We start from the raw sequence: 16,499 nt of genomic DNA, 5'->3' as shown, positions 1-16,499 counted from the left end.
ATGCTGGAAGGCTTCAATTGATTTTGGGTAACGTTTCCGATCGGACAATTTCAACGATCTGAAAAGTCTTGGATGCGCTACCAGCAAGATGAAGAGCCACCTCGTCACCAACAACTGCGCCCAGAAGGGCTTGCGCGAGAGGGCGGCTTTCATTCACGATGCCGTTGGAGAAATCGTCCTTCCCTCTGGTGATCTGAACCGTCAACACATCGTTTGGCTTCGATAGATCCACGTAGCGAACAACATCCCCAACGTCGACCTCTAGATCATCCTCGGTGTCGATCAGAACGGAGTTGACTGCTTCACGCTCAATTTCGGCTTGTGCGGCGTTCTCGACCGGCTCAATTACTTCAATCACGCGGGAGATCGTCGGATCTGCACCTTGACCTTCTTCGATCCAGGCCTCGCCAGAGGCGTGCTCAGGCTTCCAGCTCTCGCGCAGATCCTCAAGGAAGCTGATGAGCTTCTCGGTTTCCTGTCGTGGCGTGCGGAACCAGTCCGTTGACCAGATACGCCAAATGCGACCACGCCAACCCAGCGACTCGAGGATCTCTTGACGGATGCGATCACGGTCGCGAACTGACAGGGCCGAGTGGTAGGTTGCGCCGTCGCATTCGATTGCTGCCAGATACGAGCCTGGTGCGTCTGGGTGTTTAACGGCAATGTCAATGCGGTAGCCCGCTACGCCCAGCTGAGGGGTGACTTCATAGCCACGCATCTTGAGCATGTCCATGACGGAGATCTCGAAATCACTGTCAGGCTCGCGGTCTGTTTCCTCAATGGTCGGCAGAGAGCCTGTGCGGGCGTACTCGAGGTAGTTGCGCAGGGCTTTGGTTCCGTCCGGAGTGGTCCCATCCATCACGATGTCTTCAGGACGCAGGGACGTGTACAGGGCGATCGACTTCTTGGCGCGGGTGAACAGCACGTTCAATCGACGCCAGCCGCCGTGACGACTGATGGGACCAAAGTTCTGACGAACAGCGCTGGATCCTGGTGGTTTGCCGAAAGTCGTAGAGATGATGATGGCGTCGCGTTCATCACCCTGGACGTTCTCAAGGTTCTTGATGAACAAGGGCTGCCCTTCTGTCGCCCAATGGTCTCGGTAGGAGTCGGCACCACGAACCGATTTCAGACGATCTTCCAGCAGTTCAGCAATCAAATCTCTCTGCTTGATATTCAGTGTGACGATGCCAAGAGACTCGTTGGGGCGAGTTGCAATGTGCTCGACGACCGCATCCACGACCCGCTTGGCTTCCCGCAAATTGGTCTGGTTTTCGTAGATGGCATCGGCCAGATAGACGGCACGCACACCGAGCTTTCCGCCTTGGCCATACGGCGATGGGAAGATCACCAGGTTGCCACGGTAGAAGCTGTGGTTCGAAAAGGCGATCAGCGAATGGTGCTGAGAACGGTAATGCCAGCGCAGGGAGCGAGTTGGCCTGAAGTGCGATGAGCAGACATCCAGAATGCTCTCAGCATCCGTGGTGGTGAAGTGATCGTCACCACCGTCACCGTCCTGGGTCATCCGGGAGAAGAACGATGTCGGGGGCAGCTGTTTGGGATCACCAACCACCACCAATTGACCACCACGGGCAACCGAGCCAATGGCCTCCTCGGGCTTCAACTGGGATGCTTCGTCCATGATGACGAGATCAAACTTGATGATCCCTGGAGCCAAGTATTGCGCTACAGCTTGCGGCCCCATCATGAAACAGGGCTTGAGCGCCTGAATCGACCCACCAGCCCGGGTGAGGATTTTCCGAACAGGCATGCGCGGGCGTTGCTGTGGCATGAGGTAGTTCAGGAGAACCATCTCAGTGCGATCGTCAACGCGGGCACCGTTTCTGCCGGGAGGCGGAGAGGCCTTGCGAGTGCATTCGTAGGCGATTGCCTTGCCACGCAGAGCAATGATCTCCTTGTCCAGTCGTTTGAACTCGTCGCGGATCTGGTTGTGTTTGAGGCCCGTGAAGCGCCCAAGCTCGGGGATGTTGCGGAAGGCTTCCCGAGTGATCGTGCTGTAGGTGCAGTAGGCGTAGGCGTCGGACAACTCGTCAGGTTTGATGCGCTTTCTCTCAAGAAGCTCGACGAACTCAGACAGGGTCAGCTCGTTGGCCTCCTTGCGGCGAGTCAGGTACAGGGACCAAGGAATCAGAAGGTCCTTGTCCTCCACTGCCTTTTGAACTGCGCCATGCAAGGCTCTGACAAACAGCTCCAAGTCCTCGTCTGCAGGTGCGCCCGTCCAGGTTTCCAGTTCAAACTTCCCGAACTGAGACAGAGCATTGCTCAGGCTCTCAACCTGCTGCAGTCCCGTGTGGACGGGTTCCAGTGCGGCAGCCAGGGTGCGGCAGGCTTCAATCGGATGCCCGGTGCGCAGCTTGTACTTGACCTGTGGAGACAAATTGAGACCGTCGATGCTTTGACCGAAGGACAGCGCCTCGATAGCGGTCGCGCAGTCCGTATCCACGCCCGTATAGAGATCGCCGAGGAGCGACTTGATGCGGGCATTGGCCTGAATCTGTGACTTCAGCGACGAACGCTCCAAGGCTGCATCGCATCCGGCGATCACTTGGCTGAATGTCGCCTGGCTGCGAACCTCCAACTCAAGCCATTCGAATTGGTCTTTGAGGGCTTCTGTGAATTCACGGGTCTTCTCCAACACCTTATCGAGAAGATTGCTGCCACCGAATTCAGAGAGGCGTTTAAGCTTTGCGTTGATGTCTTTGACTGCTGCGATTGCGGTCGTGATCTCCATCTTGACCGTCGAGAATTCGCGGCGCAGGGCTCGGGCTTGGTCGGCGGTGAAGCTGACTGGGTCGATCAGAACGGCTTGGATATCTTCTGAGGCGACTTTGATGCCCCGATTCCACTTCGCGAGCGCAAGGTATCCATCCAATGGAGATGGGGTAGCTGGCGCGGGAAAACCGAGGAACTGCGTCCAGGTCGGAGAGGACTTCCACTGTTCTTTGAGACCGGTCAGTTTGACGATTTGTTCGAGCTGCTCCAGCCGCTTTTGGCCAGGCATTTTGCGCTTGGTGCGTTGGAGTGCCTTGTGCAGTCCTATTGCCTTGCGCCATCGACCTTGGAAGATGCGGTACCACGCATCGCCTTCTCGCAGGGTCAGGATGGCTTGCTTGATATCTCCTTCATGGGGCAAGGTATCCACATAGAGTGAGTCCCCGAGTTCTTTTTCAAGACCGATCCACTCTCCTTGGAGGGCAAGCAACTGATCAAGAGCCTGGACCGCGCCATCGCGAGTCAGTCCAGGGGTCTGGAGGTGGAAGTGCTCCTCTGGGGCATCCAGCACGAGATTGGTAAAACTGAGCAACTGCTCCAGCTTCTGCGTCGATCCGTTGTAAGGGATCTTCTTCTCGCCCAGGAATATCACCAAGTTGGTGTTTGCCGTCGAAAGCTTGCCTGCCGTCTCAACCAGTTGTTGATGCAGGATGCGAAGCTCGTTAAGCGTGCCCAGCTCTGCACCCAAGCTCCCCGCGATTCGTTGCAAGCCCTTTAGGCCGTCTGTCCCGGACTTCGTGACGCTGGATTCGAGCTTCAGCGCTGTGTTGACGGCCCCTTCAAGGCTGTGGAACTGTTCGACTTGTTTGGCGAAGGCGTCGAGTGCTTGAGCGGCTTTGGCTCCCGTCTCGTCGTCCTCAAAGAATCCTGGGATGAGGTGCAGCGGCAATTGCTGATTGGCAGTCTCAAGCAGGTTCTTCAGTATGGCAAGTTGCTCACCGCTGAACGCCAGAGAGAGGCTGTGGACACGGCCTCCGAGCACTTGCGAGAAGTGCTTCGAGGCCTCTACCAAGCCCCGGCCCCACTCATCAGCTGTTTCAAAAAGCTGGGTCAGCTTGACTTCATCGCCAGGGATCAGGCGCTCAGGGTAGAAGCCCCAGAAGGTGCAGCTTGCGTCGAAGCCTCCGACCGACTTGTATTGGGACCCAAGGTATCCCAGGCAGTCCATGCGCCGACCGAACTCGAATTCGGAAATTTGAGTTGCATCGCCGATACTGATCTGGCTGAGCATGCTCTCTTCGTTGCTCAAACCTTGGCGGTGCTTCTCGGCTCTCCACATGATCTGATGAAGCGTCAAACCAAACGCGTTATGCGCGATGGAGTTGATCAGGTCTGTGTAGGCTTTGAGATCCTGGCGGTGAGCTTCCAGTTGCTGCTGCAGACGGGGAAGGTCATTGGGGTGGTTGGGCCTGAAGGTGGTTCGCTTAGAAATTTCCTCTAGGACTCGCTTCTTGTTGGTCTTGTTGCTGTGCAGCTCAAGAACAAACGGATCGAGGCCAGCCAATGACAAACGGTTTTTTACGACTTCAAGAGCCGCCAACTTCTCGGCAACGAAGAGCACCTTCTTGCCGTCAGCCAGGCAAGCAGCGATCAAGTTCGTGATGGTCTGAGACTTACCTGTTCCCGGTGGGCCTTCGATCACCAGGTTCTTCTTGAGTGACAAGACATCGATGAGGGCACTGTGCTGAGAGCTGTCGGCGTCGTAGACCAGTGGGATGCTGGCACCAGGGCCTTCTTCCACCAGGTGTTCTTCGGCTAGGCTCAGTCCAGCTCCGCCGTCATCTGCTCGTCCTTCGAACACCTCTCTGACAATGGGGTGGTCGATCAGTGAGTTCTCGTCGCCGTTCTCAGGCCATTTGGTGGGGTCCAGGTCGCGAACCAGCAGCATGTTGCTGAAGCTGAGCAAGCACAGGGAGACGCGGTGCTTGAGGGCGAACCCAGGCTGCTTTTTGATGATCGCCTGAACCTCAGCAAAGTACCCGTTGACGTCAATCTGCTCCTCGGCAAGCTCGGGCAAAACCAAGCCGAAGTCGTTGCGCAGCTTCTCCCGTAGAGACAGGTTTTCCGAAATGTCGTCGCCTGTGTACTGGAGCGAGAACTGCTGGATGCCCGCGATCTCCTTCTTCTGCAGCGACACTGGGACACTGATCAAGGGCGCAGTGAACGTCTTATCGCTGTCACGCTGGTCTGGGAACTCTAAGAATCCAAGCACCAAGAACAGCATGTTCGCGCCCGTTTCCTCAATAGCGAGCGTGGCCTCACGCTCGATCTTGCGGCAGTGCTTTGCGAGATCGTCCGGGTACATAAGTGATCGGACATTCGATTCATCCGAGCTCTCACCGACACCAGGGATGTCGTAGCTCGTTGAGATGCCTTGGAACTTGGCCCATTCCCTAGGCTCTGGTCTTTGTAAGCGACCGTTGCGCTCCACCCAGTCCCCTCTGGATGGTTCTGGCAGTCCGAGAATGCTGATGCTGGCTTTGTTGTTTGCTTCGACCAGTCGCTGATAGATCGCTGCGGGATGACCCTCAATGAACTGAAGTGACTTGCCAGCAGTGTGCTTGAAGTTAATCAGGCGATTTCGACCGGTGAGATCTAATAGCTTGAGGCGTAACTGTTCAAGCGCAGAAGTCAGCGCGGAAGAGTCCAAGTTCACGGTTGTCATTGTTTTTCCCTTGACCGAAACGAACGGATTACGTCGCCCATCAGTCAGCCTCCGCTTTTACTAATTTTTGTTCTTGCGATTTATAGCCCGGTGCCAAAATCGCATTCTTGACTCCATAAATTGCCAAGTGATCTTTGAGCCATAACCGGTACTCCGGTCCGCGCAGGCAATGATCGGGCGAACAGTCGACACTCCATTTGCGCAGGATGTATCCAGCCGTGGCAGCGCGCAGCTTCATCCGCAGCACGCCGTCGCGCATGCCGTAATCCATTTCGGTGATCTCCGGCCGGGGCTGACCCGGGTGGGGCACCAACTCCAGTTCGACGATCCGCGTCCACTGAATGTCATGATCGCTCATCTCATGAGCTGCAACTGGCTGCCCCTTGAGCACGACGGGGTTCTTGATCCGTGTAATGACGAAATCCCGGAACTCCTGAGACTTCCGGTCGAAGGCACGGACATGCCAGCGCAGGCCGTTGTCGATCAGCGCAAAGGGGACGACTTCCCGCTCTGTACAGCCGCTAGATATTGAGTAGTACTCAACGCCAAGCGGACACCCCTGATGGATCGCCCGGGTCACGCTTGCCAGCACATCGAGATCCGGGTGTGTAAGCCGTGAGGGGCTTTCGCTGGCCACCCACGCCTTGAGCCGCATCGGCTCGCCGTCTCCAAAGCCCTGCGTCAGCCAAGACAGCACCCGCTCCGGAGGAAAGTCGAAGATGGGGCGGAAGTCTGGCCCCAGGACGTAGGCCTTGCCTTTGGGGTCATAGTCGATGTTCCCCGGAGACAACTCTTTATAGAGCGCCAAATCCCGGGTTGCCGCTGCGGACTGGATGCCAAACCGCGCAACCAAGTCCTGCCGACGGATCTCCCCCACGAAGCGCACGCGCAGCTCAATGAACGCGAGCCGGTCGCGCTGAGGCTGGGTCAGTTCTGCAAGTTGGTCTTTGGGCATTCCTGAGTGCTCTATCGGGTTAACGAATACTTGTGCGGGTTATTGCGGGAAGTATATAAGCTGCTCTAGAATGTGGCAATGCAATGTTTTTGATTCTTGTATACGTTGCATTGTGATTACCACATGACGGGCGATGCCCCCACTTTGGAGCATGGGAGTGAAAGCAGACAAAGCCATCGCGACCTACCGGCGCATGCGGGCGCAGCCGCTGTGGCGTCTGCTTGCCTCGACTACCGGGCCTACCGTCATTGGCCTGCTTCAGTCCCATCTGTATGAGGGCGAGCGAAGCCTCCCTGCCTCCATTTTTCACGAACGCATCGCAAGGGATCTGGAAGAGCTGCGCGCCCAAGGCGAAGACTTTCCCCAAACGGCACAGGCGTATGTCGCCAGCTGGCTCGCCGATGGGTTCCTCGAGCGACGCTTCCCGGCTGGGGCTTCAGAAGAGGAATATGAACTCTCCACGGCGGCCGTCGAAGCCATTCGGTTTGTCTCTGGCCTGGCGCAACCGCACTCAGCCGCGACCGAAAGCCGCCTGACGCTCGTCATAGAGGCCTTGGCCCGACTTGCCGAGGACACAGACACCGACAAGTTCCGCCGCATCGACCGGCTGATGGCCGAGCAAGCCCGCATCGACAAGGAGATTGACGCCATCCAGAAGGGGCAGATGCGCGTGCTGCCCCATACGACGGCGCTCGAGCGCACGCGGGAGATCATCACGCTGGCCGACGATCTGGCCGGTGATTTCCGCCGTGTCCGCGATCAGTTCGACCAGCTCAATCGCGATCTCCGTGAACGCATCATGGACAACGATGGCAATCGAGGGGATGTGCTGGATTCGCTGTTCGCCGGAATCGATTTGATTTCAGAGAGCGACGCCGGAAGGACTTTCTCTGCTTTCTGGCGCTTGCTTACGGACCCAGAACAGGCGGCCACGCTTGATCAGGCACTTGATAGCGTTATGTCGCGGGAGTTCGTGGGGCAGCTCGAGGCCAAGGAGCGACGATTCCTTCTGCGGCTGACGCGCACCCTTCTTGAGCAGGGCGGCATGGTTCACGAGGTGCTCCAGACCTTCGCGCGCAGCCTGAAGCACTTCGTCCAGAGTCGTGAATACCTCGAGCAACGCCGACTCAATCACCTGCTGAAAGACGCTCAGCGCGCAGCACTGAGCCTGAAGGATGAAGTCAGGGCCACTGAGACCCTCCAGTACACGCTGGAACTCACGAGCAGTCGGTTGCGCTCCTTGTCTCAATGGGTGCTGCACGACCCATCCCTGCAAGCATTGCCTGGGCAGATGGCAGAAGGGGATGCGCCGCCAATCGACCTTGAGTCTGTGAGCGAACTGGTCGCACAGTCCGAGATCGACTTCCGAACACTGAAGGCCAACGTGCTGGCTGTCCTGGAGCAACGGTCCCAGGCATCGATTGCCGACGTACTGGAGCAGTTCCCCGCTGCACAGGGGTTGGGCAGCGTCGTCGGCCTGCTGGCGTTGGGCAGTCGGCATGGGTTCAAAGCCGACCACAGTGAAACCGTAGGCTGGGTTGGAGGCGACGAGCAGCGTCGTAGCGCCCGAATTCCAAAGATCTTCTTTTTGAGGGAGCGGGCCAATGAACTGGTCTGAAAATGGGTCCATCAGCGACGAAGCGGCAGTGCCAGCCGAGGCACAAGCACCCGATGCTGCTCCGGCACCCGCCAACCCCCTGTTCCTGGGCGACAGCGGCGAGTTGGCACTGGATACCCGGCGCGCCCTGGTGCAGCTGCTGGCAGGGCCGTCGCTCGACGGGCGTCGGCATCCAAAACTCTGGCCGATCTTGGTAAGAGACGAAGCGGTGATCCGTCGGCGTCTTGCCGAGCTGTTTCTCGAACTGGTTATCGACCGAGACGTACAAGTGGCTTTCACGCGCCAGGCAGATACCGGCGACCTCGAAGTGCCACTCCTGCTGCGTCGCGCCCAACTGACCTTCATTGATTCCATTCTGCTGCTCCACCTACGCCAGCGATTGACCCAGGCGGACTCGCAGGGCGACCGTGCCGTGGTGTCTACAGACGAGATCACAGAGTTTCTCTCCCTCTATGAGCGCGCCGCCAACACCGACCGTGCAGGGTTCGTGAAACGGGTTCATGCCTCCATCGAGAAGATCAAGAAGCACAGCATCCTGCAGAAAATTCGCTCGAGTGAGGATCGCTTCGAGATTTCGCCGACGCTGAAGCTCCTCTTCTCGGCAGAGGAAATACAAGCGCTGACGCACCTGTATCAGCGCATGGCTGCCGGAGAAACGCCAGCGCAGCTGGTTCAGACTGAAGCTGATGAGGAGGCTGACCAATGAACTCGGAACCCCAAACCGCCTCCTTGTTTGCCCGCGAGCAGTTCCGGATGACCCGCCTGCAGGTTTACAACTGGGGTACTTTCTCCGGCCTGCACGACGTGCCGATCAGCGAGCGAGGCTTTCTGTTTGTGGGTCGATCCGGCGCTGGAAAGTCGACACTGCTCGATGCATTTTCGGCGTTGCTGACGCCACCTCGCTGGATCGATTTCAACGCTGCTGCACGCGAGGCGGACCGCAGCGGTCGTGACCGAAACCTCGTCACCTACATACGTGGTGCGTGGGCTGAACAGAAGGATGGGGAGTCGGGAGAGATCGCGACCCGCTACCTGCGCGCAGGGACGACCTGGTCAGCCTTGGCACTGACCTACCAGAATGCCTTGGGTCAGTCTGTGGTGCTGGTTCAGGTGTTCTGGTTGCGGGGCAATGCAAACGGCAGTACCGACGTCAAACGCCACTACCTTGTCATGGAGCGGGCCTTTGACCTGCGTGAACTGGAGGACTTCGGCCAATCCAACTTCGACATACGAAAGCTCAAACAGTCTTTCCCCGAGGCGTTTGCCCGCGACGAATTTCGTCCCTATTGCGAACGGTTCTGTCGTCTGCTCGGCATCGAGAGCGAAATGGCGCTGCGTTTGCTGCACAAAACCCAGTCGGCCAAGAACCTCGGCGACCTCAATACTTTCCTGCGCGACTTCATGCTCGACAAGCCCGAGACCTTCGAGGTGGCGGATCGCTTGGTCAGCGAATTCGGCGAACTCAATGCGGCCCACCAGGCAGTTGTCACGGCTCGCGAACAGGTACAAACGCTCGCACCAGCGCGGGAGCAGCATCAGCACAGGGACTCGTTGATGCTGCAGCGCAATGGCTTGGATGAGCTTCGGCTGGGGGTTGATGGCTACCGTGAGACTCGCCGTATTGAGCTCCTCAAGGAGCACGTGGCATCCCTGGAGGTGCAAGCCAACGGCTCGGAAGGCGAAGTGGGGCGACGTCAAAGCACTCTGGAAAACCACGCTGCAATCCTGCGCGATCTGGAGCGGCAGCACCGTGAAGCAGGCGGTGATCAGATCGAGCAATGGGAAGCCGAGAAATCGGGGCTGGAGGGCCAGCGCACGGATCGCCTGCGCAAACGCGGTCAGGCCGAAGATGCGTGCAAGAAGCTGGGCTGGAGCCTTCCTGATTCGCCTCAAGCCTTCGCAGAACTGTTGGGCAACGCGCGGCAGGAAGTCGAAAATTGGGAACAGCGCAGCAACGATAGCCGGGCCGAGCAGTTCCGCCTGGACCGAGAAAAGAAAGATGCCGAGACCGCGTTTTCGCAAGCACTGAAAGAGGTGCAGGCACTTCAGCGCCAACCATCGAACATTCCGGCGGACATGCTGGAAATGCGTAGAGACATCGCTGCCGCCATCGGCATCTCGGAGTCGGCACTTCCCTTTGTTGGCGAACTCGTCGAGGTGAAGCCTGACGAGGCCGAATGGCAGGGGGCCATTGAGCGCGTACTGCATGGATTCGCGCTCTCACTCTTGGTAGACGAGCGCCAGTATTCAGCGCTAGCCAACCACATCAACACCACCCACCTCGGCCAGCGCCTGGTTTATTACCGGACTGGCCGCCCGGAGACCTGGCAGGCCAAGCCCATTGGTGGCAACTCGCTCGTCCTCAAGCTGAACGTCAAGGAGGGGGCGTATGCCGATTGGCTCCAGGCCGAGCTACGGCAACGCTTCGATTACGCGTGCGTCGATTCCATTCAGTCGTTCAGGAGTGCTGATCGCGCCATCACCCGCGAGGGGCAGGTCAAGCACAGCAAAACCCGGCACGAGAAAGACGACCGAAGAAGTGTCGGCGACCGGCGAAACTGGGTGCTCGGATTCGATAACCGCGAGAAGCTCGGGCTCTTTCAAGCTCAGGCGCAGGAGCTGGCTGACACCATTTCGCGCCTCGGCGGGGTGATCGACAAGCTCTCCGACCAGGACAAGAATCGTGCGACCCGAGCGATGCAGTGCCAGACTCTGGTGAATCTCCAGTGGCAGGAAATAGATGTGCTCCCATTGCTGGATCGCATCTCCACCATTGAGCGGCAGATCCGCGAAGCGCGCGAGGGGAACACCACCCTGCTGCAAATCAGCGAGCAGATCGGTGAACAAAAGAAGCTCGTTGAGGATGCTGATAAGGAGCTTCGCCAGGCAACACGCGCGCACGACTCGATTCTTGACCAGATCAAGACCAGCACCCAGAAACTGGAATCTCTCCTGCAGGACGCGTCTATCGTTCCATTGACGCCCCATCAGGTGTCGGGTCTCGACGAGCGCTTCGCCAAGCAGTCAGATGCAGTCCGGCTCGACAACCTCGACAAGGTGACAACTTCTGTAGAACGCGCACTCAATGCTGAGATCGAAGAGGTCAATCGTGGGATTGGTGCCTGCGAGAAGGAAATAGAAGCACGTTTTGCTGATTTCAAACGGCAATGGCCGATGGACGCGGGCGACATGGACACGAGCCTTGCCAGCGCGCCAGACTTCTTCGCCAAACTGGTTCGACTGGAGACGGATGGGCTACCCGCCTATGAGCAGCGATTCTTTGAATTGCTGCAGAACCAAAGTCACCAGAATCTGGCGGCGCTTTCCACCTACCTGAACGATGCGCGTAAGGCGATCCTGGAACGGATGGATCTGGTCAACGACAGTCTTGGTCAGGTGCCGTTCAACCAGAGCGCCAATCAACGTACCTATCTCCACATCGACGCCAGTGATCGGCAGCTTGTCGACGTCAAGGAATTCAAGCAGGAGATCCAGCAGGCACTGAGCCATGCATGGACGGAGGATCGCGAGTTTGCCGAGGCGCGGTTTCTAGCCTTGCGACGACTTGTTGATCGACTCGCCAGTCAGGACCCCGAGCAAAAGCGCTGGCGTGAGACTGTGCTCGATGTTCGACAGCATGTTGAGTTCATCGGACGGGAAATCGATGAAAGCGGTGTCGAGGTCGAAATCTACCGCAGCGGAGCAGGCAAGTCTGGCGGCCAACGGCAGAAGCTGGCCACCACGTGCTTGGCCGCAGCCCTGCGATATCAACTGGGCGGGAACGACCACGGCGTGCCGATGTATGCGCCTGTCGTGCTGGATGAAGCCTTCGACAAGGCGGATAACGAGTTCACCGCTTTGGCGATGAACATCTTTACCAATTTCGGATTCCAGATGGTGGTCGCTACGCCGCTGAAGTCCGTCATGACCCTTGAACCATTCATCGGTGGCGCCTGCTTCGTGGATATCAGCGATCGGCGAGTCTCAGGCGTCCTGCTGATCGAGTACGACGGTGATCGTCAGCGGTTGAAGTTGCCAGAGCACGCACGAGAGGAGGCTAGCGTTGAAGCTTCCTGAAGATGTTCGACAGTTGCTTGCCCGTCGCTTTCAAAGTAAGCACCGCGAGTGGCTGGTTGGTGATCCGGGCGAGGGCCAATGGCCATTGGAGGTTCCGCTCGGTGTGCCGACGGAGCAAGCTGCACTGAGACAAGTCGACGGCGTTCGTGCTTGGGTGAGCGCATGGCAAGGCTGGCAAGGGGGCGGCACACTATCCTGGTGTGAGCGCCGGTGGAAAGCGCTTGGCGTCCAGCGACTCCCGGAGAAGCTGGCGTTGGGCAGCCCAGAGGATGTTGCCATGTGGATTGGTGAGTCCGCACGATGGGAACGTGCTCAATCTCGCTACCAGACGCTCACTGCCCGCTGGCCAGTACTGGCGCAGCAGCTGCCGAGGTACTTTGATGTCCTGGCGGACTACGGCGATGCCGATTTTCGTCGGCTTGCAGAGATGCTGGATTGGATCGCGAACCATCCACAATCCGACCTCTACCCCCGCCAGCTGCCGGTGTCCGGGCTGGATAGCAAATGGTTTGATGGGCGCAAAGGGCTGCTGACGGATCTGGTGGCCGCAATACAAGAGGACTCCTCCAGCGACCTGGACTTCTACCAGCGCTGCGGACTGAAAGCACCTCCAATCCTTGTCCGAATGCGGGTGCTGGATCAGGCATTGCGAGCCAGGGTCGGTGGCGTGGGTGACATCACTGCACCAGTGGAAGACCTGGCGGGTCTCAATTTACCGGTCTCACATGTGTTTATTGTCGAGAACCTTCAAACGGGACTGGCAATGTCCGACATGCCGGGCGCTGTCGTGCTCATGCGTCTTGGCTATAACGTTGACGTGTTGGCCCGTTTCCCTTGGCTTGCCTGCGCAAAGTGCATCTATTGGGGTGATTTGGACACCCATGGATTTGCCATCCTGCATCGTGCCCGTTCATACATCCCGGAGTTGCAATCCGTGCTCATGGACGAAGACACCTTGCTTCGACACAAGGCGCTGTGGGTGGATGAGTCGGCGCAGCATCCAGCAACGGAACTGACGCTTCTGACGGAGCAAGAGCAGCAACTCTATCGGGATCTCAAGCAGCAGCGCTGGGGACAAAACGTTCGCTTGGAGCAGGAACGGATCGACTGGGCTGCCGCATGGAGCTCGTTGCAGCGCTCTATCTGAACTACTGGACCCTCCAGCTGGATGTAGCGTCAGTAGCCCATGTCGAGTTTTTGCGCCTGCGCGGCCAACTCGTCCAATGCCTTGCGGCGCTCGCCCAAGATGGCCTGCCGATTGGCCTCATCCTGAATGACACGGCACTGCTCGATGATGTCGGCAAAGCTTGGCTGATTGAGCGCCAGCAAGCCATCTTCCAGCATCGCGGCGTAATCCTTTTCGAGCGCCGCCAACGATTCTCCCGTGGGGATGAGTTGTAGCTGGCCTCTGACGGCGACGAAGTAATCGATCTTTGCACCGACAGCATCTTTCTCGACGAAGAACACCGATTTGTGTTCTGCAACGGCCCGAGCCAGCGCCTGGTCGGCGCAGGCCGCAGAAAAGTGCGGCGTTTTTGCGATGGCGGCCAAGTCATACCAATGACGCGAATAACGCTCGCCGCGCAGCCGTCCTTGCAAGCAATACACATGCGCTGCGGTGGCTTTTTCCCAGAAGGTGCGCTCTGCCGCCATCACCAAGGGCTGGGCGACGGGAAAAGTGACGCCTTCAATTTCTGGTGCAATGTCGCAGGCCACGGGTTGAACATGATGCGGCTCGCCCGTGGCGCGGGCACCAAACTCCAGCTGGATCGTGGGCGCTGAATAGCCGGTTCCCGTTTTGACCGCCGGATACGACAAGATCAGCTTGTCCTGATCTTTGCCCGCCAGCGTCAAGCTTGCGTCCAACCCATCTTTCGCCAGCGCCGCAGCAATGACCGGCCTGACCGTCGCCTCGATCCAGTCGGGCAGTCGGTGACGTACCGCGCTGCTGATCTTTTTCTCTTGGCTGGCGGAATCGGGAATGGGGTTGCCTTGCTTCAACAGGTCGGCAGCCAGTTCGCGGATGTCATAGGTGAGATCCACGTCCTCGGAAAACCGATCGATGATGCGATAGACCTTGGACAGTGAGGTGCCGCCCTTGAAGGTGAGTTTGCTGGCCAAGTCGGATTCGTAGATGGCGGACAGCACCCAGACCACCCAGATGTCTTTTTCGAGCAAATGCGCAGGCCGCCCGGTACGAGCCGTAGCAAATTCCAAGGCTTCAACCTGATCTTCCCTGCTGAGCGAAAACCAGGACTCAGCCATGCGCCATTGCCTCGCTGACCACTTTGGCCATCCAGCTCGGCAGTGCGGCCCGCGCGCCACGCACGGCTTCCCATTCGGACTCGGGCAGTTTGGCGCGCAGTTGCTTCAGAGCCGCCGGTGCGCTTTCCGGCCCCAGCCATGACAGCGCACGGATCACCTTGCCTGCGGGGCGCTTGCCCAGCAGCAGTTGCCAGCGGTTGCCGTGCTTGAGCTCTACGCACCGGCTGCCAAGATGCAGGGTGCGGGATGCGCCGGAGGTGAGAAAAACCTCGCGGGTCGGCACCTGCGTGGTCAGCCCCAGCGCATTGGCTTCGGCCGCGCCGTTGGCCACCACCGTTTCACCGCAGCTGGCCTCGATGGCCTGCACCACGGACTCGGTGGACGGCGGGCGGGAGCCAAACCGACCCTCATGGGGTGCGACATAGGCACCGCGACTCACGCGCAGCAGCTTCCCTTCCTGAGCGAGCCGGGACAAGGCTTTGTCGATGGCCGCCCGCGAACCCAGATGCAAGAACTCCTTGGGCGACAGCAAGCCACCCTCGGGCATGGCCCGGGCGGCAGACAAGATGTTCTCGGCAAGATGGCTCATGGTCACGGCTCCTTTGTCAGAAGTATAAATCAGTATCTGACAAACCGCAATTTGCAGCACACGAGGCCAACCAATGGCCACATAGAAGCCTCCATGGCCTCGGCAGCCCGGATCACGCACATGAAAGGGTAAGTCGCCGAAAGCCAACACGGTTTCGGCCAATTCGTCGAATCCACGCCCTCAAGGCCAAGGCGTTACTATCTGGTTCGGATTGCGGACGCGGGTTCGGTTCCGTTTTCCACCACCATATACCAGTTTGAGGGCTTCCGACATAGACCGTCGGAGGCCCTTTTTCTTTGCTTTTTCAATTGGTTAGGGTGCTAACAGGTTCGGTCTGGTTCGTTGACAACCGGGCGGTCTGTGGGGCAACATGTGGGGCAACCTACCCATTTCCCCTTGTTGGAGGCGATTTGCCCCACAATGAATCGACCCGGATCTACTAGACACGCGCGGGCCGTTGGTAGTGCATTTTGTTGTTCTCCAGGACAGATGACCCCATGACAACGCTGTTCAGCGTGAAAGCCAAGTGCAGTGTTCGATGATCAATCGGCAGTCGTCTCGGCAATCAGCACATCGGCCGGGATGCCCAGGCTCTTGTGCAGTCGTCGGATCATGGCTAGCGTCAGCGGACGCTTGCGGTTCAGGATTTCGTAGACGCGGTTGCTTTTGCCGATGATCGGCTCAAGATCCTTGACGGACAGACCGCTCTGATCCATCCGGAATTTGATGGCTTCTACCGGATCAGGCGCAGTGATGGTCATGTGTTTGGCCTCATAGGCTTGCACCAGCGTGGCCAGGATATCCAGGCGATCACCCTCCGGTGTGCCCAGATCAGGGTCGGACTCCATCAAGGCCGAAATCTCTTTGAGCGTGGCCTTGTAGTCTGCTTCGGTGTGAATAGGGCGGATGTCCATGTTTCCTCCGTGGCCGGTCAGGCCATTTCAACGGTTTCTGCGTCCACTGCGTCGTACTCCTTGTGGGTGCCGACGAACTTCACGTAGACGATCTGCAACTTGTAGGCAACGGCCACGATCAGCCGGTAGTCATTGCCCTTGATGTTGAAGACCACGCGGCGGTTCTTCAGCACGCTGGCGCTGCGGTACAGCGCCTTGATGTCAGCGGACTGGGTCCAGGTCGCACTCGTTGCTTCCTCGTACCAAGCCTTCAGTGGCTGCTCGGCATCGGGATGGCGCTCCCAGAAGGCTCGAGGGGTGGACACGGAAATGACTCGCATGGGTTGCGATAGTCCCATTTCGGGACTATCGCAACCCCATACTGACCCACCCGGAAGTTTTCACGATGCAAAACGGCCATTTGGTAGAGGCGAGCATCCTCAAGATCAGTGCTTTTCTAAAGAACCTCATATGGGGGCGCGGGTTCGGTTTCGTGTTCCGCCATCATTTACCAGTTCGAGTGCTTCCGGCATAGCCGCTGGCAAAGTGGGGAACAAAACAACTGGAATCCCCTTGCGCGGTGCTCGTTCCCCACTTTTTCCACCAAGGGCCACGCTGCCCACAGCTCCATGATGGCGCCGAAG

General features: G+C 58.3%; 10 protein-coding genes. 4 read left to right on the top strand and 6 right to left on the bottom strand.

All coding sequences use genetic code 11. The features are described 5' to 3' along the window. Positions 1-13: 13 nt before the first annotated feature. Together C513_RS0101175 and C513_RS0101170 are read right to left on the bottom strand one after the other, a co-directional pair. Positions 14-5,458 (bottom strand): DUF4011 domain-containing protein, encoded by a 5,445-nt coding sequence (locus tag C513_RS0101175; RefSeq protein ID WP_018714195.1) that lies wholly within the window; start codon positions 5,456-5,458, stop codon positions 14-16. Positions 5,459-5,498: 40 nt separating this feature from the next. Next, complete coding sequence (locus C513_RS0101170) at positions 5,499-6,413, bottom strand: helix-turn-helix transcriptional regulator (RefSeq protein ID WP_018714194.1); 915 nt, start codon at positions 6,411-6,413, stop codon at positions 5,499-5,501. Positions 6,414-6,546: 133 nt separating this feature from the next. On the opposite strand from C513_RS0101170, the gene C513_RS0101165 reads away from it, so the two are divergent. The 4 genes from C513_RS0101165 to C513_RS0101150 are packed head-to-tail and all read left to right on the top strand — an operon-like array spanning position 6,547 to position 13,255. Then, positions 6,547-8,031 (top strand): DUF3375 domain-containing protein, encoded by a 1,485-nt coding sequence (locus C513_RS0101165; RefSeq protein ID WP_018714193.1) that lies wholly within the window; start codon positions 6,547-6,549, stop codon positions 8,029-8,031. Beyond that, positions 8,018-8,737 (top strand): DUF4194 domain-containing protein, encoded by a 720-nt coding sequence (locus C513_RS0101160; protein ID WP_018714192.1) that lies wholly within the window; start codon positions 8,018-8,020, stop codon positions 8,735-8,737. Before C513_RS0101165 ends, C513_RS0101160 begins: the two co-directional genes overlap by 14 nt. Then, positions 8,734-12,108 carry an ATP-binding protein gene (locus tag C513_RS0101155; RefSeq protein ID WP_018714191.1) on the top strand — a complete coding sequence of 1,125 codons (3,375 nt, stop codon included), beginning with the start codon at positions 8,734-8,736 and terminating at the stop codon, positions 12,106-12,108. Before C513_RS0101160 ends, C513_RS0101155 begins: the two co-directional genes overlap by 4 nt. Further along, positions 12,095-13,255: a DUF3322 domain-containing protein gene (locus tag C513_RS0101150; RefSeq protein ID WP_026320412.1), complete on the top strand. Its 1,161-nt coding sequence runs from the start codon at positions 12,095-12,097 to the stop codon at positions 13,253-13,255. The genes C513_RS0101155 and C513_RS0101150 overlap by 14 nt, the downstream gene beginning before the upstream one ends. A 29-nt stretch (positions 13,256-13,284) precedes the next feature. Here C513_RS0101150 and C513_RS0101145 read toward each other — a convergent pair whose 3' ends face one another. From C513_RS0101145 to C513_RS0101130, 4 genes are all read right to left on the bottom strand, one after another. Next, the gene (locus C513_RS0101145; RefSeq protein WP_018714189.1) at positions 13,285-14,373 is read right to left on the bottom strand and encodes a nucleotidyl transferase AbiEii/AbiGii toxin family protein; all 1,089 of its coding nucleotides are present in this window, start codon (positions 14,371-14,373) and stop codon (positions 13,285-13,287) included. Beyond that, positions 14,366-14,962 (bottom strand): DUF6088 family protein, encoded by a 597-nt coding sequence (locus C513_RS0101140; protein WP_018714188.1) that lies wholly within the window; start codon positions 14,960-14,962, stop codon positions 14,366-14,368. Before C513_RS0101140 ends, C513_RS0101145 begins: the two co-directional genes overlap by 8 nt. A 542-nt stretch (positions 14,963-15,504) precedes the next feature. Beyond that, entirely contained in the window at positions 15,505-15,876 is a 372-nt protein-coding gene (locus C513_RS0101135) for a helix-turn-helix domain-containing protein (protein WP_018714187.1), read from the bottom strand. A 17-nt stretch (positions 15,877-15,893) separates the two neighbouring features. Beyond that, positions 15,894-16,196 (bottom strand): type II toxin-antitoxin system HigB family toxin, encoded by a 303-nt coding sequence (locus tag C513_RS0101130; protein WP_018714186.1) that lies wholly within the window; start codon positions 16,194-16,196, stop codon positions 15,894-15,896. Positions 16,197-16,499 lie beyond the last annotated feature (303 nt).

The sequence above is a fragment of the Allobrachymonas chironomi DSM 19884 genome (assembly GCF_000374625.1).
In the GTDB taxonomy this organism is placed as follows: Bacteria; Pseudomonadota; Gammaproteobacteria; order Burkholderiales; family Burkholderiaceae_C; genus Brachymonas; species Brachymonas chironomi.
The sequence above is the reverse complement of the archived record's forward strand: the minus strand, read 5'-3'. Positions and strand labels throughout refer to the sequence as shown.